Origin of the sequence: Geomicrobium sp. JCM 19038, assembly GCF_000698125.1 — a bacterium.
Lineage (GTDB): Bacteria > Bacillota > Bacilli > Bacillales > Marinococcaceae > Geomicrobium_A.
On record NZ_BAXA01000019.1, the window covers coordinates 24,863 to 50,587 of the forward strand.

General features: G+C 41.9%; 26 protein-coding genes, 1 tRNA gene and 3 pseudogenes. 28 read left to right on the forward strand and 2 right to left on the reverse strand.

What is annotated here, in order from left to right:
* Window positions 1-20 precede the first annotated feature (20 nt).
* Both spoVT and JCM19038_RS18050 read left to right on the forward strand, forming a co-directional pair.
* Window positions 21-560, forward strand: a complete 540-nt coding sequence (gene spoVT / locus JCM19038_RS18045; protein ID WP_042420641.1) for a stage V sporulation protein T — start codon at window positions 21-23, stop codon at window positions 558-560.
* Between the two features lie 267 nt (window positions 561-827).
* Window positions 828-1,490: a GntR family transcriptional regulator gene (locus tag JCM19038_RS18050; RefSeq protein WP_042420643.1), complete on the forward strand. Its 663-nt coding sequence runs from the start codon at window positions 828-830 to the stop codon at window positions 1,488-1,490.
* 37 nt (window positions 1,491-1,527) lie between these two features.
* Here the strand turns inward: JCM19038_RS18050 and JCM19038_RS18055 are convergent, their stop codons facing one another.
* Together JCM19038_RS18055 and JCM19038_RS18060 are read right to left on the reverse strand one after the other, a co-directional pair.
* Window positions 1,528-2,721 (reverse strand): MFS transporter, encoded by a 1,194-nt coding sequence (locus JCM19038_RS18055; protein WP_042420644.1) that lies wholly within the window; start codon window positions 2,719-2,721, stop codon window positions 1,528-1,530.
* Window positions 2,722-2,933: 212 nt separating this feature from the next.
* Complete coding sequence (locus tag JCM19038_RS18060; RefSeq protein WP_042420647.1) at window positions 2,934-4,526, reverse strand: glutathione ABC transporter substrate-binding protein; 1,593 nt, start codon at window positions 4,524-4,526, stop codon at window positions 2,934-2,936.
* 103 nt (window positions 4,527-4,629) lie between these two features.
* On the opposite strand from JCM19038_RS18060, the gene mazG reads away from it, so the two are divergent.
* From mazG to lysS, 26 genes and pseudogenes are all read left to right on the forward strand, one after another.
* Window positions 4,630-6,129, forward strand: a complete 1,500-nt coding sequence (gene mazG, locus JCM19038_RS18065; RefSeq protein WP_373903348.1) for a nucleoside triphosphate pyrophosphohydrolase — start codon at window positions 4,630-4,632, stop codon at window positions 6,127-6,129.
* Entirely contained in the window at window positions 6,130-6,390 is a 261-nt protein-coding gene (locus JCM19038_RS18070; RefSeq protein WP_042360990.1) for an RNA-binding S4 domain-containing protein, read from the forward strand.
* A gap of 129 nt (window positions 6,391-6,519) precedes the next feature.
* Entirely contained in the window at window positions 6,520-6,825 is a 306-nt protein-coding gene (gene yabP, locus JCM19038_RS18075; protein WP_042420649.1) for a sporulation protein YabP, read from the forward strand.
* The gene (gene yabQ / locus JCM19038_RS18080) at window positions 6,822-7,388 is read left to right on the forward strand and encodes a spore cortex biosynthesis protein YabQ (RefSeq protein WP_052361956.1); all 567 of its coding nucleotides are present in this window, start codon (window positions 6,822-6,824) and stop codon (window positions 7,386-7,388) included. The genes yabP and yabQ overlap by 4 nt, the downstream gene beginning before the upstream one ends.
* Before the next feature lie 45 nt (window positions 7,389-7,433).
* Complete coding sequence (locus tag JCM19038_RS18085; RefSeq protein WP_042420651.1) at window positions 7,434-7,853, forward strand: septum formation initiator family protein; 420 nt, start codon at window positions 7,434-7,436, stop codon at window positions 7,851-7,853.
* Between the two features lie 101 nt (window positions 7,854-7,954).
* Window positions 7,955-8,356, forward strand: a complete 402-nt coding sequence (locus JCM19038_RS18090) for a S1 domain-containing RNA-binding protein (protein ID WP_042420653.1) — start codon at window positions 7,955-7,957, stop codon at window positions 8,354-8,356.
* Between the two features lie 168 nt (window positions 8,357-8,524).
* A tRNA-Met gene (locus JCM19038_RS18095) sits at window positions 8,525-8,601 on the forward strand.
* 300 nt (window positions 8,602-8,901) lie between these two features.
* On the forward strand, window positions 8,902-11,391 hold the full coding sequence (gene spoIIE, locus JCM19038_RS18100) for a stage II sporulation protein E (RefSeq protein ID WP_052361958.1): 2,490 nt from the start codon (window positions 8,902-8,904) through the stop codon (window positions 11,389-11,391).
* 74 nt (window positions 11,392-11,465) lie between these two features.
* Complete coding sequence (locus JCM19038_RS18105; RefSeq protein WP_042420655.1) at window positions 11,466-12,206, forward strand: VWA domain-containing protein; 741 nt, start codon at window positions 11,466-11,468, stop codon at window positions 12,204-12,206.
* Entirely contained in the window at window positions 12,166-13,146 is a 981-nt protein-coding gene (locus JCM19038_RS18110; RefSeq protein WP_042420657.1) for a hypothetical protein, read from the forward strand. The genes JCM19038_RS18105 and JCM19038_RS18110 overlap by 41 nt, the downstream gene beginning before the upstream one ends.
* 24 nt (window positions 13,147-13,170) lie before the next feature.
* Window positions 13,171-13,929: a threonine/serine exporter family protein gene (locus JCM19038_RS18115; protein ID WP_042420659.1), complete on the forward strand. Its 759-nt coding sequence runs from the start codon at window positions 13,171-13,173 to the stop codon at window positions 13,927-13,929.
* Between the two features lie 16 nt (window positions 13,930-13,945).
* On the forward strand, window positions 13,946-14,137 hold the full coding sequence (locus tag JCM19038_RS25180) for a threonine/serine exporter family protein (protein ID WP_307190063.1): 192 nt from the start codon (window positions 13,946-13,948) through the stop codon (window positions 14,135-14,137).
* Window positions 14,112-14,387, forward strand: coding sequence for a threonine/serine exporter family protein (locus JCM19038_RS25185; protein WP_307190064.1), 276 nt, complete (start codon window positions 14,112-14,114; stop codon window positions 14,385-14,387). Before JCM19038_RS25180 ends, JCM19038_RS25185 begins: the two co-directional genes overlap by 26 nt.
* Window positions 14,371-15,333: a tRNA lysidine(34) synthetase TilS gene (gene tilS, locus JCM19038_RS18125; RefSeq protein ID WP_042420661.1), complete on the forward strand. Its 963-nt coding sequence runs from the start codon at window positions 14,371-14,373 to the stop codon at window positions 15,331-15,333. The genes JCM19038_RS25185 and tilS (JCM19038_RS18125) overlap by 17 nt, the downstream gene beginning before the upstream one ends.
* Window positions 15,334-15,350: 17 nt before the next feature.
* Window positions 15,351-15,749: a tRNA lysidine(34) synthetase TilS gene (gene tilS, locus JCM19038_RS18130; protein ID WP_152549509.1), complete on the forward strand. Its 399-nt coding sequence runs from the start codon at window positions 15,351-15,353 to the stop codon at window positions 15,747-15,749.
* 35 nt (window positions 15,750-15,784) lie between these two features.
* Window positions 15,785-16,327, forward strand: a complete 543-nt coding sequence (gene hpt / locus JCM19038_RS18135; RefSeq protein ID WP_042420665.1) for a hypoxanthine phosphoribosyltransferase — start codon at window positions 15,785-15,787, stop codon at window positions 16,325-16,327.
* 66 nt (window positions 16,328-16,393) lie between these two features.
* On the forward strand, window positions 16,394-18,451 hold the full coding sequence (ftsH, locus tag JCM19038_RS18140) for an ATP-dependent zinc metalloprotease FtsH (RefSeq protein ID WP_042420666.1): 2,058 nt from the start codon (window positions 16,394-16,396) through the stop codon (window positions 18,449-18,451).
* 134 nt (window positions 18,452-18,585) lie between these two features.
* Window positions 18,586-19,353, forward strand: coding sequence for a type III pantothenate kinase (locus JCM19038_RS18145; RefSeq protein WP_042420669.1), 768 nt, complete (start codon window positions 18,586-18,588; stop codon window positions 19,351-19,353).
* A 21-nt stretch (window positions 19,354-19,374) separates the two neighbouring features.
* Window positions 19,375-20,250, forward strand: a complete 876-nt coding sequence (hslO, locus tag JCM19038_RS18150) for an Hsp33 family molecular chaperone HslO (RefSeq protein WP_042420671.1) — start codon at window positions 19,375-19,377, stop codon at window positions 20,248-20,250.
* 93 nt (window positions 20,251-20,343) lie between these two features.
* Complete coding sequence (gene cysK / locus JCM19038_RS18155; protein ID WP_042361002.1) at window positions 20,344-21,273, forward strand: cysteine synthase A; 930 nt, start codon at window positions 20,344-20,346, stop codon at window positions 21,271-21,273.
* A 113-nt stretch (window positions 21,274-21,386) separates the two neighbouring features.
* Window positions 21,387-21,975 (forward strand): annotated as a pseudogene (locus tag JCM19038_RS18160) (aminodeoxychorismate/anthranilate synthase component II).
* A 14-nt stretch (window positions 21,976-21,989) separates the two neighbouring features.
* Window positions 21,990-22,834 (forward strand): annotated as a pseudogene (gene folP, locus JCM19038_RS18165) (dihydropteroate synthase).
* Entirely contained in the window at window positions 22,827-23,186 is a 360-nt protein-coding gene (folB, locus tag JCM19038_RS18170) for a dihydroneopterin aldolase (RefSeq protein WP_042420673.1), read from the forward strand. Before folP ends, folB begins: the two are co-directional and overlap by 8 nt.
* Window positions 23,183-23,716, forward strand: coding sequence for a 2-amino-4-hydroxy-6-hydroxymethyldihydropteridine diphosphokinase (gene folK, locus JCM19038_RS18175; protein ID WP_042420675.1), 534 nt, complete (start codon window positions 23,183-23,185; stop codon window positions 23,714-23,716). The genes folB and folK overlap by 4 nt, the downstream gene beginning before the upstream one ends.
* Window positions 23,668-23,883, forward strand: a complete 216-nt coding sequence (locus JCM19038_RS18180) for a helix-turn-helix domain-containing protein (protein WP_042361400.1) — start codon at window positions 23,668-23,670, stop codon at window positions 23,881-23,883. The genes folK and JCM19038_RS18180 overlap by 49 nt, the downstream gene beginning before the upstream one ends.
* Window positions 23,884-23,985: 102 nt before the next feature.
* Window positions 23,986-25,500, forward strand: a pseudogene (gene lysS / locus JCM19038_RS18185) (lysine--tRNA ligase).
* Window positions 25,501-25,725: the final 225 nt, after the last annotated feature.

Sequence of the window (25,725 nt, forward strand, 5' to 3'; positions counted from 1 at the left end):
CATGAAAGTGAGGCACACCAATGAAAGCTACTGGTATTGTTCGTCGAATTGACGATCTAGGCAGAGTGGTCATCCCAAAAGAAATCAGACGTACGTTACGGATTCGTGAAGGAGACCCATTAGAAATCTTCGTCGACCGAGACGGCGAAGTCATTTTAAAGAAGTATTCACCAATCTCTGAACTAGGGGACTTTGCAAAGGAGTATGCGGAAGCACTTTACGACAGTCTAGGACATCCTATTCTTGTAGCAGATCGTGATTCATACATTGCTGTATCTGGTGGATCGAAAAAAGACTATGCTAACAAGAGCATTGGGGAAATCGTAGAGGATGCGATTAATACGCGAACGACGAAAGCGGAGTTTCAACACGGTGAGTATAACTTAGTGAGTGATCATCGAGATACGATGGAAGGTTATGTTGTTGCGCCAATTATTGCAAACGGTGATCCAATCGGAGCTGTTGTGATGATTTCAAAAGAAAAACCACCTGAAGAAAGCGTGGCACGAATGCTTATTGAAACAGCGGCAGGTTTCTTAGCAAGACAAATGGAACAATGATACCGAACTAATTTAAATTTATAAGCCGGTATCCCTTTACAGATTCCGGCTGTTCCTTTATCATTGTAAGTAACATATCGATTCACCCCAAATATCATAACCTACGGAAAGCAGGCCATTGTCATCGTGGTCTGCTTTTCTAACGTTAAAGAACCTTTTCCCGGTTTTTATAGATTTAAACGTAAACAATTAGAAACCGTAGCGTTATCATTGGGTTGAATAACGGACTCGATGCATTGTCGATCGATTAAAGGATAGGTGAATGGCATGTGCGCTGCAAAGATTGATAAACCAATTCCATATTATCTCCAACTATATCGAGAGATCAAGCAACGCATTTATGATCGTACGTACCGTGCTGGTGACAGAATAAATGAGAGTCAGCTCTCAAAAGAAATGGGTATTAGTCGTTCACCGATTCGAGAAGCAATGCGATTGCTTGAGAAGGATGGTTTGCTTGTTGCCGATGAGAAGCTTGGATTTGTCGTCTACTCGCTAACGGTAAACGACGTAGAGCACATTTATGAGCTTAGAATTGCGCTTGAAGTATTAGCAGTTGAATTGGCAGTTCAACACGCAAGTGAACAAGAATTAGTGGTTGTTTCAGATATTCTAGATGAAGTTGATCGACTGATTCGTGATAAAGCCGATGACGAACGCATTATTGATTGGAATCAAAAGTTCCACCAAGAAATCGCTCAATGTAGTCATAACCCATACTTAGCGAGACAACTCAGTACAATTGAGGCTTTAATCTTTTACTGTCGAGTCATGAACTTTGAAGGAAGTGGGCGTGCTACGCATATTCAGGATGAACATCGACAAATCTTTAAAGCCTTAAAAGAACGAGATGCGCAAACAGCAAGCGCTATGATGGAGAAACATCTCAAACATGATTTAGAGCACTTATATGAAGTACTTACATCATAAATAAATCCCTCCAAATTTTTGGAGGGATTTATTTCATTTATTTTTGCCATTCTTGTTTAAAAGCTCTAAACCAAAGAAAGCTAGCCAAAACGATGAGCAGTGCTGAGATCAAATAGATAAACATTAAATGCAAATGGTCCGCTGAAAAGCCAACGAGCAAGGAGCCTAGTGCAAACCCTAACATGGCAACAGTACCTTCTGCAGCATAGACGTAAGGAAGAACGTTTACGTCGATTCGCTCTTGATACAGCGTCTGTGATGCGACGGCCTCTAGCTGTAAAAAGAACCCGAGACAAGCAATGATAAGAAGCGCAACAAAGGGCTCAACGGTTAACGCAAACAGTAGTGTAAACAATGCAGTGCCAACCAACCCCACAAAAACCGTCTTTGATTGGTTTTGTTGAATAAGGGAATGATGCGTTCTCAACACGAGACTCGCTAGGAGCAACCCAATTAACAGGCTTGCATTCAAAAACCCCCACCAGCCTTCACTCACCATAAGAACTTGTTCAACAAAAAGGTACGTGATTGCTGCAATCCATACGACACTTGCGAATGACGTGAGAAATGACGCCAATACAGCATGCAATAGCCAGCGAGACGAGACCATTACCGAGAAGCCACGGCGCATCTCTGTGTGCCAGCTCTTTGGTTCGCAGTCGTTCGCGAACGTCTTGTTCACTCGTTGATGTAAAAAGGTGCAGGAAGCGGCGGTGAACACGGCGTTAAGCACAACGAGTAGGAATAAAAAAGGTGCATGAACATAGGCAAGCAATAAACCTCCTAGCGCCCAGCAAATAAATTCAACACCTTCACTAACGAGGCTAATCGTACTATTCGCACGGACGCGCTCTTCTTTAGCAATGATTCTCGGTACAAGCGCTTGGCTGCTCGGGTCGAACCAAGCGTCCATCATCGATACAAAAAAGACAATAATATAGGCTAAAAACAATAAATCATAGAATATGCATGCAAAGACGAGCACAAGAAGTAAGACTTTCGTTCTCGTAGCGAATATAAGAATTGTCGTTAAAGAGAAACGAGCAAACAGTAACGGAGCGATAAGATTTGCACCGAAGCGGGCCAAAGTAATCGTAACCGGAATAAAGCTCATGAATAAAGCTGATGCAGTTTCTATATAAATTACGTGCATGAGAGCTACTATGAATAGCACAAATCCCGATTGATGACAAGCTCTGCCCGCGACTAAAAAAACAAAATTCCAATGCACGAAAACGTAAGCCTCCTTTTCTAATCAGTTATTTACTGAAGAAAAGGAGTGATTCACATTGGATAACCCCCTTCATTGAATTCCATATGGACGGGTGGTTGTTTTACATTGGAAACACCTCAGTTTTTTATTTATTCAGATTATATAGGAGTGTTCGAAAGAACACAATAAACCCATCTATACAAAAGTACAGATGGGTCATAAACTCGGAATTAATATCCTGCTTCTTCTTCGTTGATTGAAACTTCACTTAGGTCATAAATGCCTGTAGCTAGGTGGTTAAACCCTTCTACAGAGTCAGCAATACCGGTGATGTAGTCATTATGAACAGTAAAGATCATAGGAGCTTCTTCAATAATGATTTGCTCTGCTTGTGCATAAAGGTCTGCACGAGCATCATTATCAGATTCGCTACGAGCTTCTGTTAATAATGTGTCGACTTCTTCGTTATCGTAAAATGTTGAGTTTCCTTGAGAACCATGATTTCCAGAATAGAAATTAGGGTGTAAAGCATAGTCTGCATCAGCTGTTACAGTAGACCATCCAAGAACGAACATTTCTGTATTTCCTTGGTCAGTGGCATCTAAAAATGCTCCCCACTCCATCATTTCAATTGAAAGATCTACTCCAACTTCTTGAAGGTAGTCTTGAGCAACTTCTGCAATGTGAATACGTGTAGGGTTTGCATCGTTTGTAAGAATCGATGCAGAGAAGCCATCTTCGTAACCCGCTTCTGCTAATAATTCTTTCGCGCCTTCTGGATCGTATTCAATTCCTTGTGTATCTTCACTATATCCGAATGTGTACTCGCTTAATGGACCTGATGCAACTGAACCAAACCCACCATAAAGGCCTTCAAGAAGCACTTCTGAATCAATAGCCATTGCGATTGCACGACGAACATCAGGGTCATCAAAAGGCTCAACATCTGTGTTAAAGCCGATGTATTCAAACCCAAGTTGTTCTTGTGTAAGAAGACTTGCGTTTTGCATGTCGTCAACAATGCCTGAGTTCGCGGATTCTACTTGATCAATAAAATGCACTTCACCTTGGTCAAGCATTCCAATACGCGTGCTTTGTTCAGGAACAACACGGAGTGTTACTTGTGATACTTGAGCTTCTTCGCCCCAGTAATTTTCATTTTTGCTTAAACGAATTTCATTACCTTGAACCCACTCGTCAAGTTCAAAAGAACCTGTACCTGCTGCATTAACACTTAACAGTGCATCTCCACTTTCATCTGCATCAATGGCTGCTGGACTAATAATTGCTGCTGCACTATGAGCAAGATGTGCATCAAGTGGTGCAAATGGTTCACTCGTTGTAAATTCTACTGTATACTCATCAATTGCTGTAATTTCTTCCACTAATTCAAACATGTTTGCACGAGGTTTGGCGTTGTCTGGATCTAATAGACGCTCGAAGTTCTTAACAACTGCATCTGCATTCAACTCTTCACCATCATGGAATGTAACGCCTTCACGAATCTGGAATTCCCACGTTAAATCGTCAACCATTTCGTACGATTCTGCAAGTACAGGTTGAAGTTCCATGTTACTGTCATGCTCTAGCAAGTTTTCATAAATGTTTGTCGAAACTTGAGATGATGGAACATCTGTTGTTTCTTGCGGATCCAAAGACACAATGTCTGAAGAGAGCGCTAACACAAATTGGTCTCCTCCAGCACTACCTGTTGATGTACCTCCGTCGCTTCCTTCTTCAACTGCACCAGGATCTGATGAACAACCTGCAAGAAGTACTGTGGCTCCTGCGAAGCCAGCGACATAACGTTTTAAGTTAGCCAAAACTCATTCCCCCATTAATAAATGATGTGTAAAGCTTCTAGATTGTAGAGGTATTGCCTATGATATAATAACATAGACAAGCAAGAGAAACGAGGAGTTGTCATTGGTGAATTTACCAACAATTTGTGTATTTGGCTTAGGAGCGGGGACGCTCGACCAAATGACACTTTCAACGTATAAACGATTAAAAAATTCAAATAAATTGTATGTAAGAACGAAAGCACACCCGGTAATGGAGGAATTGGAGCTAGAAGGACTAACGATCCACCCATTTGATGATGTGTATGAGGCACATGATACGTTCCAACCGGTATACGAAGCCATTGTTGAGCGTTTAGTTAACGAAGCATCAAGTCAAGATGAACCGGTTTTATATGCTGTGCCAGGTCACCCACTTGTTGCTGAAGAAACCGTACAACGATTACTAGAAAAGGAACGACAAGGTGTTATTCAGCTTCAAATTGAGGGCGGACAAAGCTTTCTTGATCCAGTTTTTACAGCGTTACGAATGGATCCTAGTGAAGGTTTTCAGCTTCTTGATGCGACAAGCTTTTCTAGCTCAGATTGGTCATTGAACCAACATTTGATTTTGACACAAGTGTACGATTTCTTTACAGCCTCTAACGTAAAACTTTCGTTAATGGAGCAGCTGCCAGATGATTACCGTGTAAGAATTGTAAAAGAAGCTGGTGGAGCCGGGGAATCGGTTGTAGAAATGCCTCTATATGAGTTGGACCGGGCGTTCCAAGAAACCTCAAACTTAGCTGTCGTCTACGTACCACCGGTGCGCGAAGAAAAGCTAACACGTCATACGTTCCGTCGTCTACGAGAAGTGATTCACGTATTACGAAGCCCTGACGGATGCCCGTGGGATCGTAAACAGACACATCAATCGCTCAAAAAATACTTGCTAGAAGAAGCGTATGAAGTGCTAGAAGCGATCGACGAAGACGATGATGATCATCTTATTGAGGAGCTTGGTGACGTGTTGTTGCAAGTGATGCTTCATAGCCAAATTGGTGAAGATGAAGGGTACTTTACGATTGATGATGTAATTAAGACACTTACAGATAAGATGATTCGTAGACATCCACACGTCTTCTCAACAGCTACTGCTGAAACGAGCGAGGACGTCGTCACGAATTGGGACGAAATTAAAAAGCAAGAAAAGCAAGGCCTAGAAAACGACCAATCGGAGCTTACCGGAATTCCGAAATCGATGCCTGCACTAATGGTTTCTTATGAATTGCAAAAGAAAGCTGCAAAAGTAGGGTTTAGTTGGGAAACAGCAGCGCCGATGTGGCAAAAGCTCGAAGAAGAGATTCGTGAGTGGAAAGAAGCGATTAGCGAACAACACGACGAATCAGACATTAAGAAAGAATTAGGCGATGTGCTGTTTATTGTCGTTAACCTTGCTCGGTTTTATCGATTACAACCTGAAGAAGCATTGCAGATGACGAATACGAAATTTAAAAAGCGGTTTATGCACATTGAAAAGCGTTTATTAGAACAAGGACAAACGATGAATGACGTATCGCTAGAAGCGATGGACCGCTTTTGGGACGAGGCAAAGCAATTGGAGAGAGAAAGTGAGGATGAATAAGTGAGAATCGATAAATTTCTAAAGGTATCACGCATTATTAAAAGGCGTACTGTAGCGAAGGAAGTTGCAGGTGCAGGCCGTATTACGGTAAATGGTCATGCTGCTAAGGCTGGAACTGAAGTGAATCCAGGAGATGAAGTGTCCATTCGTTTTGGAAAAAAGACACTTCGTGTGAAGATCGAATCGGTTAACAGTGCGGCTCAAAAGAATGAAGCCGCACTGATGTATACGACAATTGAAGAAGTCTATCACGATGATTGATAAACGTGTACTTTAAAGAAGCTCTATAATATAGGGCTTCTTTTTTAGTGGTGGGGAATGGCTTGTTCTTTTTTAATTCGGCGAGGCATAAGATAAGACAACGAGTGGATTATGTTAGGAGGAATCGATATGTCTGAATATGTCACGAATCAACGGTATCAAAACAGCACGAATAGTGATCATGAAGTGATTATGAAAGGTCGTAAACTTCTCGAGATTAGTGGAGTGAAAGAAGTCCAAAGTTTTGATAGTGAAGAGTTTCTATTAGAGACTGTAATGGGTTTTTTGTCCGTTCGAGGCCATGACTTGCATATGAAGAATCTGAATGTTGAAGAAGGCATCGTTTCAATCGTAGGGAAGGTGGATGATTTGATCTACGTAGATAGCAGTGGATCAGGAAAACCAAAAGGCTTGTTTGGGAAGTTATTTAAGTGACACTCGTTGTACAGTTCCAAACCTTCTTCGCTATGATTGCTGCAGGTTCTGCCATTGCGATCCAGCTAGATGTGTATCACCGATGTTTGCTTTTACGTTCGAAGTGGACACAGGCAGTAATGGATTTAGCTTTCTGGATTGTACAGGCTCTACTCGTTTTCTATCTGCTGTTTTATATGAATTTTGGAGAGCTTAGAATTTACATTTTTATTGCGATTATTCTAGGGTTTGTAACGTATTGGCATACGGTACGTCCTTTCTTTTTGCGATTGCTCGAACGAATCATTCAAATGGTACAATGGTTGATCATGGCAATAAAGAAAACGATTTACGTCTTAATCATCACACCCATCCTCGGTTTATATAAACTAATTTCCAAAATAGCAATTTTTCTCTTGACAATTGTCCAGTGGAGTGTGATTCAATTAAGTAAACTTCTGTTTTTCTTTATTCGGCCTGTGTATTTACTTTTACAAGGTCCGAAAATTGTTAAACAAGTAAAAGCCATGTACTCACGATTGATTCGTTGGTTCTCGAAAAAAAGTGATGATGAGGATTCCTAGCAATCCTCTCATTGCGTTTCTCATATGATGAGAGAGAGGTGCGACATGCCGAAATCAAACGATCGAGAAAAAGTAACGACCATTCATAAGGACAAGCCATTTGACAAAGAACAAAAGCGTTTGCAAATGAGAGAAGAAAGACGTCGTAGAGGATTAAAGCGAAGACTTATTTTTATTGGAATCGTTGGTGCGTTTGTGATCGTGTTTGCAGCGGTCGGGCTTATCTCTCAAAAGTCAATGATTGACGCTAATGATCAAGAACAAGAGCAACTTGAAGAGCGGTACGCTGAGTTAATGGAAGAACAAAAGAAGCTCGAGCAAGATATTGTCAATTATAATGATATTGATTATATTGCAGAAGTTGCGAGGCGCGATTTATACTTAACTAAACCAGGTGAAACGATTTTTAAGGTTCCTGAGAGTCATGACGATCAGGAAGAAGAAGAAGATGAGGAAGACGACTAATCACAAAGTAACCTTTGCAACATAGAATAGTAATCGTGTAAGCTTTATCTACATACGTTTATCGTATGGTTTAAGAAAATATGAGGAGGAACGTTTCACCAATGTCGATTGAAGCTGGCAGCAAGTATCAAGGGAAAGTCACCGGTGTAACAAACTTTGGCGCTTTTGTAGATTTACCAGGAGGTCAAACAGGACTCGTTCACATTAGTGAGGTCGCTGATCAATATGTGAAAGACATTAAGGAATTCATTAAGGTTGGCGATGAAGTAACGGTTAAAGTTCTAAAGATTGAAAGCGACGGGAAGATTGGGCTTTCAATTCGTAAAGCAACAGAGCGACCAAAAGAAGAGAAGCCGCGTCGTAATCAAGGAGGCGGGTTTAAGAAGCGTGAGCAAACACTCTCATTTGAAGATAAGATGAGCCGCTTCTTAAAAGATAGTGAGGAGAATCTCTCAACCTTGCGTAAGAAGAGCGACAACCGAAAAGGCGGTGGCCGTAAGTAGTTAGATCCCTTCTGCAAACAGAGACATGGTGATTCGTCTCAAATAGATGTATAAATAAAGGCAGAACAGGAGCTTTCCTGATCTGCCTATTTTATTCTTACAAGATTTTTCGGTTAACCATTGACTTTACTTTATGTAGTCGATATAATAACTCTTGTCTTGTTAAATGGCGGTGTAGCTCAGCTGGCTAGAGCGTACGGTTCATACCCGTGAGGTCGTGGGTTCGACTCCCTCCGCCGCTACCATTTATATGATAATCTAACCATGTTGCTTGCGAGCAACATGGTTTTTTTGTCGTTCGCTTTATTTCGCACGGTTTAGAGGTTTGTTTTTGTAGCTTCTGTCGGAAAATGATTGATGATTATGGCGAATTTTTGTGAGCATAACAATCACTTATGATTACAAAAAGGCTAAGGAACAATGATTTCTGTTCTTTCAAGAAAAGAGTCGAACGATTTTTTTTACGTCGTCGTCATTCTGACAAACACTGCATCAAAACCTCGATATACTCATCACCAAGAAAAACAAAACGGTGGTGGGCATAGATGATTCATAAAGAGACGGGCCAGGGAACATTTGCAAGAGTCACAGTTGGAACAGACGGGTTCATTCCTCTAAAACAGAGATGGATGCAACTCATGAGTAAATTCGAGAAAGGAACGGAACTTGTTTTTCTTAAATGGGGCGTCTTGTTATTTATCGTTGGGGTCATGCTCGGTCGAGCTGCAATCTTATCGGATTTATATCCGTTTGCATTACCCTTTTTCGCAGCCGTCTTCGTTCTAAAGAAGAATCGAGCATTACTAGCTGCAACTGCTATACTTGTCGGAACGATTTGGGGCTTAACCTTTAACTTGCCTCATGTACTGATCGGGATGGTCGGTTTTCTCGTTTTGTACAAGCTGTTTAAAACATTAATGATACAAACGCGTTGGGCATTGCCAGTTGCTGTATTGGTTACTTCGTTTCTAACACGAATAGCAATCACATATGTAAGCATGGGGACGGTCACTCAATACCATTGGATGATGGGTGCGATCGAAGCAGGTCTTGCACTAATGCTTACGATGATCTTTTTACAAAGCCTGCCTCTTATTACACATAAAAGAAAACAACGCTCGTTAAAAAGCGAAGAGATTATCTGTTTTATCATTCTTATTGCATCGGTCATGACAGGGGCGATTGGTTGGGTTATTTACGGCCTAGGTGCAGAACATATTCTTGCTCGGTATTTAGTTTTATTGTTTGCGTTGGCAGGAGGCGCAACGATTGGGGCAACTGTCGGTGTTGTCACGGGTCTCGTTTTGAGTTTGGCCGCCGTTGTGAACTTGTATCAGATGAGTTTACTCGCATTTGCAGGTCTTCTTGGCGGGCTTCTTAAAGATGGTAATAAAATTGGGGTCAGTGCAGGTCTACTTGTCGGTACAGCGTTAATTGCATTATATGGACAAGGACTAAGTAGTGCAGGAATTACTGTCATGGAGTCGGTCGCAGCGATTGCGTTATTTTTGCTGACGCCAAAAAGTGCCATTCAATATATGGCGAAGTATGTACCTGGGACGACCGAACATTCGAAGGAACAACAGCGGTATATGCGTAAGATTAGGGATGTTACAGCTGCGCGTGTTGAGCGATTTTCAGATCTTTTTCAGACATTATCATCTAGTTTTACAAATGATCGGGAAACGACGTATACAAATGAGAAAGACCTTGAAGGTGATCGGTTCTTAGCGACGATTACAGCAAGTACATGTCAAAAGTGTTTCCGTAAAGAGACGTGTTGGGCAGAGCGTTTTGATACAACCTATGATGTAATGGAAGACGTTATGACAGATATTGAACAAGGAGATGTTCAAAAAGGCTCTTATGACCGTCTAAAGCGGCATTGTATTTATCCTGATCGAATTGTTAAAACGATGAAAGAACAGTGGGGACCTCATGAACTTCGCAAAACGTATGCTAAGCAACTTGAAGAAAGCAGAAGGCTTGTTGCTGATCAGTTGCAAGGGGTATCGCAAGTGATGGGGGAATTTGCGCGAGAAATTCAAAAGGAAAAAGAAACACACGATAGTCAAGAGGAACAAATTCACGAAGCGATTCAAGAAGCAGGGATTGATATCGGTCAAGTCGATGTTTATAACTTGACGCCTCGTGACGTGCGAGTAGAAATTGAACTTGGGGAAGATGTAGGTAGGGAAGAAGCGGAAAAGCTAATTGCGCCGATGTTATCAGGGATCTTAAATGACCACATTATCGTCGATCCGGAAAATGACGAGGATGTGGAGGACGGCAAAGTAATGAATTTCGTTTCTGCAAAGACCTATACAGTTGACTCAGGAGCGGCAACTGTTGCACAAGGCGGTGCGTGGTTATCGGGGGACAATCATGCTGCGATGCAACTTGGATTCGGGAAGTTTGCAGTTGCCATAAGTGATGGCATGGGCAACGGCAAAAAAGCGCACGATGAGAGCAAAGCAACACTAAAATTATTAGAAAATTTATTGCAATCAGGCATCGATGAGAAAGTAGCGATTCAATCCATGAATTCTGTACTTTCACTTCGTGCAGACGAAGAGATGTTTTCAACACTGGATTTAACGATTATTGATTTGCAAACGGCAGATACGTCATTTATAAAAATCGGCTCTATGCCAAGTTTCATTAAACGAGGTGGGCAAGTCTCTTCTGTTGAATCTGGTAATTTGCCGATGGGCATTATTTCGGAAGCTAATTTTGATGTCGTATCAAGAAGTATGCAAGATGAAGATTTATTAATTATGATGAGTGACGGAATGTTCGATGGGGTGAAGCATGTGGAAAACAAAGAAAGGTGGATGAGACGAATCATTTCTGAGATGGAGACGGAAGATCCTCAGACGATGTCAGATTTATTATTAGAAGAAGTCATTCGTGTTAGCGACGGTAAGATTGATGATGACATGACCGTTGTTGTAACGAAGATACGTCGGAATACGCCACGTTGGGCGAAGATCCCAATGCAAAAGTGGGTTCCACAAATGTATAAAGAAGCATAATTGGTATATCTCTTAGTGAAATCGTCAACAATGCTAGATACAAAGTTTAAGATTCACTAAGGGAGGACTAAGCCATGAGTAAAGGAACGCTAAAACAGATTCTATTGTTAACCGATGGTTGTTCAAATGATGGCGGTGATCCAGCTGCAATCGCGGCTCTTGCACGTGAAGAAAACATAACGGTCAATGTGATAGGTGTTCTTGAAGAAGGGTCGTTAAACGAAGAAGCTTATGATGAAATTGATAAGATTGCGACTGCTGGTGGAGGTATTAGTCAAGTTGTTTACATGAAACAACTCGCCAAAACTGTCCAGATGGTAACAAGACAAGCGATGACACAAACACTACAAGGGGTCGTTAATAAAGAGTTGTCCCAAATTCTTGGGAGAGAACAAGAATGGGACGACCTTTCTCCAGAGAAACGTGGAGAAGTGATGGAAGTCGTTGATGATCTTGGTGAACGTGTCGATTTTGAAGTCGTCATTCTTGTGGACGCCAGTGCAAGTATGAGAAATAAATTACGCACTGTACAAGAAGCGCTTGTCGATTTGTCTATATCAATGGATTCTAGGGGGGGAAGCAACTACTACACGTTGCTCACTTTCCCAGGCAAGCGAAACGATACAGACATTATTAAAGGTTGGACATCTGGCATTACAGGGTTGAGCGGTTTATTCGATAAAATATCAGTTGGTGGCATTACACCGACAGGGCCTGCGATTCAAGCGGCAATTCAACAATTTCAGTCTCGGAAAAGAAGGAGCATGATCTCTTATGGAGAAGACGAATATGAACTCGAGGAACGAGGCTCCTAACTTTCCGAGGGGAACGAAATTGCTCGGGAAATGGAACCGCAATGTTTATCATATTCTAAAGCCTTTAGGACGCGGTGCAACTGGGATCGTTTACCTCGCTGATTCGAAATATGGAAAAGTCGCATTAAAGATCGGGCATAACAGTATGTCGATTACGTCTGAGGTGAATGTACTAAAGCATTTTGGGAAGGTCCAAGGACAAATACTTGGACCTTCTTTTATCGATACGGATGATTGTATTGTAAGAGGCCAAAAGCATCCATTTTATGTGATGGAGTATTTACAAGGTGTGCCTGTTTTTGATCATCTAAAAGAACATGGCAACGAATGGGCGCCTGTATTTATGGTGCAATTGCTGGGTGATTTATCACGCTTGCATCGCGCTGGCTGGGTTTTTGGTGATTTAAAGCCTGAGAACTTGCTCATTACTGGCCCACCGTACCGAGTACGTTGGTTAGATGTTGGTGGAACGACAATAAAAGGCCGGGCGATTAAAGAATATACGGAGTTTTACGATCGAGGGTATTGGGGGATTGGCGACCGAAAAGCAGACGAACAATACGATTTATTTGCAGCGGGTATGATTTTTATCCATCTCATCGAAAAGAAACGTTTTGAAAAAGGCAATGACGGAAAGCAAACGTTAATGACTTGTTTAGAGCGAAATGAACAGCTACGTCCTTATCGACATTGGTTAAAAAAAATGGTCCAAGGTTCGTTTCAAGATGCAGAAGCTGCACGTACAGATCTAATGAAATTTATTGCAAAACGAGAAGATCGTCATAGGAAAGTTGATCAATCAGCTAGGCCAAAAAGAAGAAAGAAAATGAGGAAAAAGGCACAAAAACAGCCGGCGCTCGTCGGCATTGTAGATCTTGTGCTAGTCATCGCTTTTCTCTTAATCACTTCTGTCTTATACTTGGTAGGACAGATGATTTAAAGCCCGATAAAAGGACGAAGATACATGACCACAAAAAAGGACAAATTAATTGATTTGTGTCTACTTGCGGGTAAGTTGATGCTCATGTATGGTGCGGAAACCTATCGGGTTGAGGACACAATGAAGCGAATGGCCATTGCTGGTGGAATGGACAATGTGAATAGCTTTGTGACAACGACGGGCATTTTCTTATCCGGTGTATTAGAAGACGATGATGATATTATGCAAATGATTCGGATTGTTGACCGTTTTCAAGACCTTAGTAAGGTAACGGAAGTCAATCACATATCAAGAGAGTTCGTCGCTGGTCGTATGTCAATCACAGATGCAAGGCAAGAACTTAAGAGGGTTGAGAAGCAACCGATGAACTATCCGTTATGGTTGATTTACATTGCTTCAGCTATCGGTGGTGGTGCATTTTCATACCTTATTGGTGATTCACTGTTTGATATGATCCCAGCTTCAATTGGTGGGCTTGTGTCGACGCTTGCTTTAGTGCTTTTTCAACATTATTTACAGGCAAAGTTCTTCTCTGAATACTTAGCGGCATTTTTTGGAGGAGTAACGGCGTTAATCCTTGTTCATAGTGGATTTGGGACGAACATTGACCAGATTATTATCGGATCATTAATTCCGCTTGTTCCTGGGGTTCCTTTAACGAACTCCGTTCGTGACCTTATGGCGGGTGATTTAATATCAGGTCTTGCACGGGGAGCGGAAGCCGCATTAACTTCACTTTCCATTGCGGCTGGTGTTGCGACGGCAGTTTCGTTATTTTTATAGATAAGGAGCGAGTGTTATGGTTTGGGAGCTAATCATTTGTGGCATTGCAACAATTGCCTTTGCCATAATTTTCAACATTCCTTATCGATTGTTATGGATGATTGGACTCATTGGAATGCTTTCATGGTCTGTTTATAGTCTATTGCCAATCACTGGTGTTGGTCCTGTTCCAGCAGCCGCGGTTGCGGCGTTCATCCGCGTTAATTAGCCATTTTGCAGCGAGGAAGAAAAGAGTACCGGTTACAACGTTTACGATTCCAGGAATTATTCCGCTCGTGCCCGGTGGCCGAGCTTATGAAACGATGCTTGCCTTCGTTCAAGGTGATTACATCGAAGGACTGTCTCAAGGAGCAGGAACTTTATTGCAAGCAGGTGCAATTGCAGGCGGACTAGCCTTTGCACTTTCTATTTTCTCAATCGGTAGAGGAGTCGGGCAACGATATGAAACAAATCGATAACTTCGTGAAGCGACATCAATTGTTACAACATGACGAAGTCGTCGTCGCTGCCGTATCTGGTGGGGTAGACTCGATGTTAATGTTGCATTGGTTAATTCATCATACGAGTCACCGTGTCATCGTTGCGCACGTTCATCACGGGTTACGACAGCAATCGGACGATGAGCGACTAATGATTGAACAATATTGTGAAGCTCATAACATAAAGTTCTATTCTAAGCGTATCGATTTAAAAGGGGATCGCGTTTCTTCTAAGTCAATTCAAAATGATGCTAGGGCGATACGCTATGCATTCTTCTCAGAAGTGATGCAAAAAGAAAATGCAGCTACACTTGTGACGGGTCATCACGGTGATGATCAAGTTGAAACGGTACTAATGAAGATTACAAGAGGGCATGTTGGTGGAAGTATTGGCATTAAAGCCAAAAGAAAGTTAGAAGAAGGAGTCGTTGTTAGACCGTTGCTCGGGTTAACGAAAGCAGAAATTGTCGCAGTCGCATCTGAAGAAAGAGTGCCTTGGTTTGAGGATGCTTCAAACGCAGATCAAAGCTATACGCGTAACCGCTATCGAAGCCGTATCTTACCGGAGATCCAAAAAGAGAACGAGCGTTACGTGCAATCGTATCAACAATTTGTGGAAGAATACGATGAACTGCGTGCATATGTCACTCAAGAAGCGGAAAATCTATTACGTGATTGTGTGGTGTATGAGCAAGGGCAAGCGATTGTAGCATTGACACGATTTCGTAAACACGCTATTCCTTTACAACGACAGGCGATTCACTTACTATTGAACTATCTATATCAATCCCAAGCTGTCTATGTTTCAAGAGTACATATTGATGACTGCTTGCGTTTAGTTTTCTCCTCGACTCCCTCTGCAGAGATTGCCTTACCTAATGGGTATATTTGCAAAAGGATTATGAATCGTTATGTTTTCTTTTAGAAGATGAGCCAACTGACTTGCTCGAACTCAACCAGAGAGTTGAGGAAGTTCCAAGTGCGATTACGACGTCTTATGGCATTCTCACGTTTGAGAAAAGCTTGGAACAACGTCAAGCGAGTGAGCGCGAGTGTTTTATTCCAATGAAGGACGCATCGTTTCCGCTCATTGTTAGAACGAGAAACCGAGGAGATGTTATTGAACCGAAAGGTCTAGACGGAAGGCAGAAACTAAATAGAATCTTCATCGATCAGAAAGTGACAAGAAGAGCGCGTGATCAATGGCCAGTCGTTACGGATTCACAAGGGAATATTCTTTGGCTACCGCTTTTAAAGAAAAGTCGCTTTACAACAGAACGTGCGGATTCCTATGTGTTAATAACATTGCAGCGATCATTAAAGGACGCAGGTCTTTTCTGAAATTTTTTGTATGGAAACGAGGGTGTTTAGTTCACATGAGAAGTGAAATACAAGAGGTATTAATTAGTGCTGAACAAATTGGTGAAAAGTGCCGGGAACTTGGAACGACGATTACAAACGAGTATGATGGTAAGTTCCCATTACTCATCGGAGTGCTAAAAGGAGCATTGCCATTTATGGCAGATCTTACGCGCGCAATTGATACTCACGTTGAAATTGATTTTATGGATGTTTCAAGTTACGGAAATAAAATGCGATCATCTGGAGAAGTTAAGATTGTAAAAGATCTTGATGCGTCTGTAGAGGGTCGTGACGTATTAATTATTGAAGACATTATTGATAGTGGCTTAACACTAAGCTATCTTGTCAATTTACTTCGACACCGCGGAGCGAATTCTGTAAAGATCGTAACGCTATTGGACAAACCTGAAGGACGTAAGGTAGACATTGTCCCAGATTTAGCTGGATTTACGGTGCCAGATGAATTTGTTGTAGGATATGGTCTTGATTTCGCTGAACGATATCGCAATCTCCCATATATTGGTATTTTGAAACCTGAGGTGTATCAAGGCTCTTAATTATGGCTTTTCAAGTAAATGTGATAATATTACCTGTATTGTGTGACATGCGGGAGGAGGTCTCGAATGAGTCGGGCGGTTAGATATACGATTTTCTGGGGTGTAATAGTCCTGATTCTCGTCGGTATCGTTAACATGTTTAATAATGACACCGGTGATTCAGAGGTTATGACGACTCAGGAATTTTTACAAGCATTAAATAATGATGAAATTGTTTCGATGACTGTTCAACCAGAGCTAGATGTTTACTATATTGAAGGTGAACTCACTGGAGGTACAGAAGAAGAACCGAACTTGTTCCAAGTTCATGTTCTCCAGTCTCAAGAAATGACAGATATGCTACTTAGCGAATTTGAAAATAATCCTAACCTCGTATCAGGTGATTCTGAACCTGCACCTGAGTCTGGTGGTTGGTTGCAATTCCTAACAGCGATGCTTCCGTTTATTATTATCTTCATTCTCTTCTTCTTCCTACTTAGCCAAATGCAAGGTGGCGGTAGCCGAGTCATGAACTTCGGTAAGAGTAAGGCGAAGATGTATCAAGAAGATAAGAAGAAAGCACGCTTTAAAGATGTTGCCGGTGCTGAAGAAGAGAAGCAAGAGCTTGTAGAGGTTGTTGATTTCTTAAAAGACCCTCGTAAGTTCTCAAACATTGGTGCGCGTATTCCTAAAGGTGTACTTCTTGTTGGTCCTCCGGGTACTGGTAAGACTCTACTCGGTCGAGCGGTTGCAGGTGAGGCAGGAGTGCCTTTCTTCTCCATTAGTGGTTCCGACTTTGTTGAGATGTTTGTTGGTGTCGGTGCTTCTCGTGTTCGTGACTTGTTTAACAATGCGAAAAGCAATGCGCCGTGTATTATCTTTATTGATGAGATCGATGCGGTTGGTCGTCAACGTGGCGCAGGTGTAGGCGGAGGCCACGATGAGCGTGAGCAAACGTTAAACCAACTACTCGTTGAAATGGATGGATTTGACGGTAATGAAGGAATTATCATTATCGCAGCGACAAACCGTGCCGACGTTCTCGACCCGGCATTACTACGTCCAGGACGTTTTGACCGCCAGATTACAGTAGGAGCTCCAGACGTAAAAGGCCGTGCAGAAGTTCTTGCTGTACATGCGAAAAACAAGCCATTAAACGATGATGTAGATTTGGAAGTCGTTGCTCAACGAACACCAGGATTCTCCGGTGCAGACCTTGAGAACCTTCTAAATGAAGCAGCGCTCGTTGCGGCTAGAGCTGATCAAACAGAGATTCGCATGATTCATATTGAGGAAGCGATCGACAGAGTAATTGCTGGACCTGCTAAGAAAACAAGAGTCATCTCGAAGAAAGAACGTAATATCGTCGCGTTCCATGAAGCGGGACACACCGTCGTTGGTGTGAAACTGCAGAATGCAGATATGGTTCACAAGGTGACGATTGTTCCACGTGGGCAAGCAGGCGGCTATGCAATGATGTTACCGAAAGAAGATCGTTACTTCATGACAAAACCAGAGTTGCTTGATAAGATTGTCGGGTTACTTGGTGGCAGAGTGGCTGAAGACGTTATTTTCGGGGAAGCAAGTACAGGAGCTCACAACGATTTCCAACGAGCAACAAGTATTGCTCGTAAGATGGTTACGGAATATGGAATGAGCGAGAAGCTCGGACCGTTACAATTTGGCTCATCAAGTGGAGGCCAAGTATTCTTAGGTCGCGACATTCAAAATGAACAAAATTACTCCGATGCCATTGCATTTGAGATTGATCGTGAGATTCAATCGATCATTAAAGAATGTTATGATCGCTGTAAACAAATTCTTACTGAGAATAAAGATAAGCTTGAGCTAGTTGCAGAGAGCTTACTTGAGCTTGAAACACTAGATGCTGAGCAAATTTATTCACTCGTTGAAGACGGTAAATTACCGGACAATCACCATTCCAATCGAAAAGACAATGAATCTGACGATGTGAAGGTGAACTTCAATTCTAAGCAAGATGAAGATCGTGAAGAAGAAAGCGAGCAAGTAGATCAAGCTGAACAAGCAGAGGAACGTACAGACGAATCGGAAGAAGAACGTAAAGAAGAGCAGTCTGAACCGACCGATGATCAAGAAGATCACAAGGACGATCGTAGATCGTAACGATATTAAACGTGAAGGGAGCCCATTACAGGCTCCCTTCATTCTTATGTTAAAAAGCAAATGGTTTGTTTAATTGATAGCAATTGGTTACGATTAAGTGCGTTGGACTTGTTGTAAAAAGGGGGTAAATAGCGATGATTCTCGTAATCGATGTTGGGAATACCCATATTGTATTTGGGGTATACGATGATAATGAACTTCTCCATTATTGGCGAATGACGACGTCCCTTGAACGAACAGAAGATGAATACGGGATGTCTATGCAGACGATGCTAAACAACAAAGGTGTTCAATCATCTGAAGTAAAAGGAGTTATTGTTTCTTCGGTCGTGCCGTCATTGATGTTTACGTTAGAGCATATGACAGAGAAATACTTCAATCAGAAAGCCATGGTTGTTGGACCGGGTATTAAAACCGGATTGAACATTCTTTACGACAATCCTAAGGATGTAGGGGCAGACCGCATCGTAAATGCTGTTGCTGGAATACATGAACATGGCAGTCCTCTGGTGATTGTTGATTTTGGTACAGCGACAACCTTTTGCTACATCGATGAGAAAGATCGCTATCAAGGTGGCGCGATTGCTCCAGGAATTGTAATCTCGACCGATGCCCTTTATACACATGCGTCCAAATTGCCTCACATTGAAATTCAAGAACCTCAATCTATCGTCGGGAAAAATACGGTCCATGCGATGCAGTCAGGTATTTATTATGGTTATGCAGGGCTCGTAGACGGAATTGTGATGAGAATGTCGAAGCGAGGAAGTAAAAAGCCTAAGGTCATTGCAACAGGAGGACTGGCTAGGCTGATTGGAAAGGCGACAACTTCAATTGATGTTATTGATCCTTTTTTAACGTTAAAAGGATTAAAGCGGATTTACGATAAAAATATACTGTAAGGATAAAAGGAGTAATGTAGGATGACGGACTATTTAGCGAAGGCAACAGCATATGATGGAAAAGTAAGAGTGTATGCGGCGACAACGACAAATATGGTCAATGAAGTCGTACAACGTCACCATGTGTTGCCAACAGCGGCTGCGGCACTTGGACGAACGATGATCGCAGGGACGATTATGGGTTCGATGCTTAAAGGTGAAGATAAAGTAACTCTTAAAGTTGAAGGCGATGGTCCACTAGGTCCGATCATTGTTGATAGCGATGCACATGGTAATTCTAGAGGGTATTTATATAATCCAAGTGTGCACTTTGAACTCAATCAACACGGTAAGCTAGATGTAGCTCGTGCTGTCGGTACGAGCGGTTCAATTGCGGTCACGAAGAACTTAGGTATGAAAGAACAATTCACAGGACATTCTCCGATTGTCTCAGGAGAGCTAGGTGAAGATTTTACGTATTACTTCGTAACGTCTGAGCAGATTCCTTCTTCAGTTGGAGTTGGTGTTTTAGTCGATACAGATAACACCATTAAAGCTGCTGGCGGATTTATTTTACAAGTGATGCCTGGGACAGATGACGCAACTATTGATCGACTTGAAAAGCAAATTGGCAACATGCCGCCAGTTTCTATGCTGATTGAGCGTGGTGATACACCTGAACAAATGATTGCGACGGTTACGGGTGATGATTACAAGGTGTTGGAAACGATGCCTGTTCAGTTTAAGTGTGAATGCTCAAAAGAACGGATTGGAAGAGCAATTGTAAGTCTTGGCAAAGAAGAAATCCAATCGATGATTGAAGAAGACAAAGGTGCAGAGACACAATGTCATTTTTGCAATGAAGTGTACACGTTTAATGAGGTGGATTTAGAGGAACTAAAGCAAGAAGCGGAATAGTGAAAATATTAATTGACAGAATTTAGTCGTTCCAGTAGAATATTTAATAATACCAATAAAATTACTTGGGATTAACTTGAGGAGGTCTACTGAATGAGTAGAGTTGCGAATTCTGTTACGGAGTTAATAGGGAATACACCTCTTGTAAAGCTCAACCGCCTAACTGGGGAAAATGATGCAGACGTTTATCTAAAGCTTGAATATTTCAATCCAGGGTCTTCAGTAAAAGATCGGATTGGACTTGCGATGATTGAAAAGGCAGAACGTGAAGGTAAGATTAAGCCAGGGCAAGATACAATCATTGAACCAACAAGTGGGAACACGGGAATCGGCTTAGCGATGGTTGCAGCAGCGAAAGGATACCGCACGAAGCTCGTGATGCCAGAGACGATGAGTCAAGAACGCCGGAATTTGTTAAAAGCATATGGTGCAGAACTTGTTCTAACACCAGGACCTGAAGGAATGGGAGGAGCCATTCGTAAGGCGCAGGAATTAGCGGATGAAAATGGTTATTTTATGCCTCAGCAGTTTGAGAATGATGCGAATGTAAATGTTCATCGTGAGACGACAGGTCGCGAACTGCTTGAACAAGTTGACGGTAAACTTGATTCGTTTGTTGCAGGTGTTGGAACAGGCGGTACAATAACTGGAGCTGGAGGATTTCTTAAAGAAAACTTCCCGAACCTAAAAATTGTAGCTGTTGAACCGGCAGACGCACCAGTATTATCAGGAGGACAGAAAGGGCCACATAAGATTCAAGGCATTGGGGCTGGTTTTGTTCCTGCAATTCTAAACACAGATATCTATGATGAGATTACACAAGTTTCAACCGAGCAAGCGTTTGAATTTGCTAGACGTGCTGCAAGGGAAGAAGGAGTACTCGGAGGCATATCATCTGGTGCTGCGATCTATGCCGCACTAGAAGAAGCGAAGAAATTAGGCAAAGGTAAGAAGGTTGTTGCAATTATACCTTCTAACGGTGAGAGGTATTTAAGTACACCGCTTTATCAATTTGAAGACTAATAACGAAAAGCGATCTCTTCTATAGAGGTCGCTTTAGTTTTTATAGCTAGATGATAAACTAAAAAAGAAGAAAGAGAATAGTTGAGTTAAGCTGAGCTGAGGAGGAAGAGTAGATGTTGTTAATGATTGATAATTATGATTCATTTACGTATAATTTAGTCCAATATTTTGGTGAACTCGGGGAAGAATGCCACGTTTACCGTAATGATGAAATAACGCTTCAAGAAATGGAGAAGCTAAACCCGGATCGCCTCGTTATTTCACCAGGACCATGTGACCCAGACCAAGCAGGAATTAGTTTGGCTGCAATTGAGCATTTCTCAGGGAAAATTCCTGTTTTAGGTGTTTGTTTAGGGCATCAAGCGATTGGGCAAGTGTTTGGTGGTCGAGTCGTACGTGCACCTAGGTTAATGCATGGTAAAACATCGAAGCTGATGCATGACAATCAGTCGTTATATAAAGAAATTCCACAAGGAACTGAGATTATGAGGTACCATTCACTAACGGTCGACGAAGCGTCATTACCAAGTTCCCTTATAGCAACTTCCCGTACTGAGGAAGGAGAATTGATGGCTTTCGCCATCGAACACATCCGACCGAAGGGGTGCAATTCCACCTGAGTCCATTATGACTTCATATGGGAAACAAATGATGCAACAATGGTTATTACAGCATCAAGAGCGAGTCGTAACATCCATTTAGAAGGGAAGAAAAGCATGATACAAGAGTTAGAGATGAGTTGGGGTCAGTGGCGGTTGGACTTTACTAAGAAAACGTATATTATGGGAATTTTGAATGTCACCCCTGACTCATTTTCTGATGGTGGGCGCTATAACAAGCTAGATGCTGCGGTCGAAAGAGCGAGGCAAATGGTTGAGAATGGTGCGGACATTATTGATGTTGGTGGTGAATCGACTCGTCCGGGGTTTACGCCAGTCAGTGTGGAAGAAGAGATTGCTCGTGTCGTGCCGATTATTGAAGCGATCTCTTCGTCAGTCGAAGTACCAGTAAGCATTGACACGTATAAAGCGGCTACAGCTGAAGCTGCGGTAAAAGCGGGAGCTGCAATCATTAATGACATTTGGGGTGCGAAGTATGATTCGCGAATGGCATCGGTTGCAGCAAAACATGAGGTTCCAATTGTGTTAACGCATAATCGCAACCAGGCGGAATATCATGACTTTTTGCAAGATGTGGTAGACGACTTATTAGAAAGTGTGGACGTTAGTATACAAGCCGGTGTGCCAAATGAGCGAATTATTCTTGATCCTGGTATTGGGTTTGCCAAATCGCATGAGCAGAATTTGGAGTTAATGAGACGTTTAGATGTTATTACGTCGTTAGGCTTTCCTGTCTTACTAGGTACATCAAGGAAGTCTTTAATTGCCAATACACTTCAAACGCCACCCAATGATCGTTTAGAAGGGACAAGCGCTACAATCAGCTTAGGTATTGAAAGAGGTTGCCATATTGTACGGTCCATGACGTGAAAGAGATGAGTCGTACATCTAAGATGATGGATGCGATGCTCGGTAAAGGGAAGGTGAATCCTGTTGGATAAAATCTTTGTTAATGGCATGAAGTTTTACGCTTATCATGGTGTCTATAAAGAAGAAAATACATTAGGTCAACGTTTCGCAGTGGATGTCGTATTAGAAGCAGATTTAACGAAGGCATCGTTAAATGATGATATAAATTATAGTGTGAACTACGCTGAAGTTTATGAGAAAACAAAACAAGTCGTTGAAGAGAATACATTTGACTTAGTAGAAACAATTGCAGAAGAAATTGCGAAGACGTTACTCGGTGACTTCGCAATTGTTCAAAGTGTAACGGTAAAAGTTATTAAACCGGACCCGCCAATTCCCGGCCATTATGATTCTGTAGCAATCGAATTGAAGAGGTCAAGATGAAACATACTGCATATATCGCTTTAGGATCGAACATTAATCCAAGAGAAGAGTTTTTAAAGAGTGCTTTACAGGCAATGGCAGTTCATGAACAGATCGCGATCTGTTCAGTTTCTTCAATTTATGAAACTGAACCGGTCGGATACTTAGATCAAAGTCAATTTTTAAATATGGTTTGTAAAGTTGAAACAACACTACAGCCGATGGACTTGCTTTTGGAACTTCAACGCATTGAACGAGAACTTCATCGTACTCGTGAGATTTTAAATGGTCCGAGAACAATTGATCTTGACATTCTATTATTTAACGATGAGAATATTAAGTTGGAACAGTTGTGTATCCCACATCCTCGTATGGAGGACCGGGCGTTTGTGCTCGCTCCACTACAAGAAATTGCTCCTTTAGAACAGATACCAACTCTTAAAACGTCGGTGCATGACTTATTCATGGCTTTGCCGGAAAGATTAAGAAAAGGGGTACTTCTATGGAAACAACAAAAGCAGGTGGAAGAGTTCGTGCCTTTCGAAAGTTGAAAGGTTACACGCAACAGAGTTTCGCTGATAAAATGCACATGTCGGTTTCCGTTGTTGGTGAAATTGAACGTGGGACGCGGGCCGCAGAAGAAGACTTCATAGAACGAGCGTCGCATCTATTAGATATATCGGTTGAAGAGTTGCTCGGACAGGATATAAAACGCTAGTAAAGAAATTCGCAAAGGTAGTAGACGAAGTTTTTTGTCTGCACGGACTGTCAGTCTTCACTGGCAGTTTTTATGTATGTAGAGGAGCATTAAACAAAGGAGATGAACGTCATGACAGAATCTGATTTACAACAAGGAGACCAAAGACTCGTTAGGCTTGAGAAATTAGAACGTTTGCAAGCAGAAGTATAACCCATTTGGAACGCGTTTAGATCGCACACATAATACGGTCGAGATGCAAGCGCAATACGACCAGTATTCTAAAGAAGAATTAGTCGAGTTAGAAAGTGATCATGTGGTCACGATTGCAGGAAGGCTAATGACAAAGCGTGGTAAAGGGAAAGCGGGCTTTGCGCACATTCAAGATTTACGTGGTCAAATCCAAATCTACGTGCGTAAAGATCAAGTAGGTGAAGAGGCGTACGAAAAGTTCCAGACGTGTGATATCGGTGATCTTGTAGCCGTATCTGGTGTGCCTTTTAAAACGAACGTTGGGGAGCTTTCAGTGAAAGCTACTACATTTACACTAATGTCCAAATCATTACGCCCCCTTCCGGACAAGCATCACGGGTTAAAAGATGTAGAGCAACGCTATCGTCAGCGCTACGTTGATCTAATTGTAAATCCTGAAGTAAAGGATACCTTTATTACTAGAAGTAAAATTCTTCAAACGATGCGTAGATACCTTGATGACCAAGGGTTCCTAGAAGTAGAAACACCAACAATGCACAGCATTGCAGGTGGGGCTTCTGCACGACCGTTTGTCACGCACCATAATGCACTCGACATGGAATTATACATGCGAATTGCTATTGAGCTTCATTTGAAGCGCCTCATTGTAGGTGGAATGGAAAAGGTCTATGAAATTGGACGAGTGTTCCGTAACGAAGGAGTATCAACGCGTCATAACCCTGAATTTACGATGATTGAGTTGTATGAGGCATATGCTGACTATAACGACATCATGAATTTAACAGAGAACCTTGTTGCTCATATTGCACAAGAAGTGCACGGCACAACGAAAGTTCAATACGGTGAAGATGTCATTAATTTAACCCCAAATTGGCGTCGTGTGCACATGGTAGATTTGATTAAAGAAGAGACAGGCGTAAACTTCTGGCAGATTTAAGTGATGAAGAAGCGAGACAACTTGCGAAGGAACATAATGTACATGTAGAAAGCTACATGACGTTTGGACATGTCGTAAATGAGTTCTTTGAACAACTAATTGAAGAAAAGCTTATTCAACCTACATTCGTCTACGGTCATCCCCTTGCGATTTCACCACTCGCTCAAAAGAATGCAGAGGATCCTAGATTTACGGACCGCTTTGAATTGTTCATTGTTGCACGTGAACATGCTAATGCGTTCACAGAGTTAAATGATCCTATTGATCAACGGGCTCGATTTGAAGATCAGTTAAAGGCAAAAGAGATGGGTGACGATGAGGCGCATCCATTAGATGAAGATTTCCTTGAATCACTAGAGTATGGAATGCCACCTACAGGCGGTCTAGGAATTGGGATTGATCGACTCGTGATGTTGTTAACAAATTCAGCGTCAATTCGTGATGTACTCTTGTTCCCACAAATGAAAAACAGGGGATCAGAAGAGTAGAAATAAAGGTTGAGCAACGAATTTTTCGTTGCTCAATATTTTTTTAAAATAATACTTGCAAGTTGTCCGGGGAGATGGTATATTTCTATTTGTGCTTAACAGAGCGCAAATATCACATCGCAAATCGCGAAAAAAACTTTTAAAAAAAGAGTTGACGCGAAACGCGAATGGTGATAATATACTAAGAGTCGCCACAAGAGATGACGGCGCTTAAAACAAACAAAA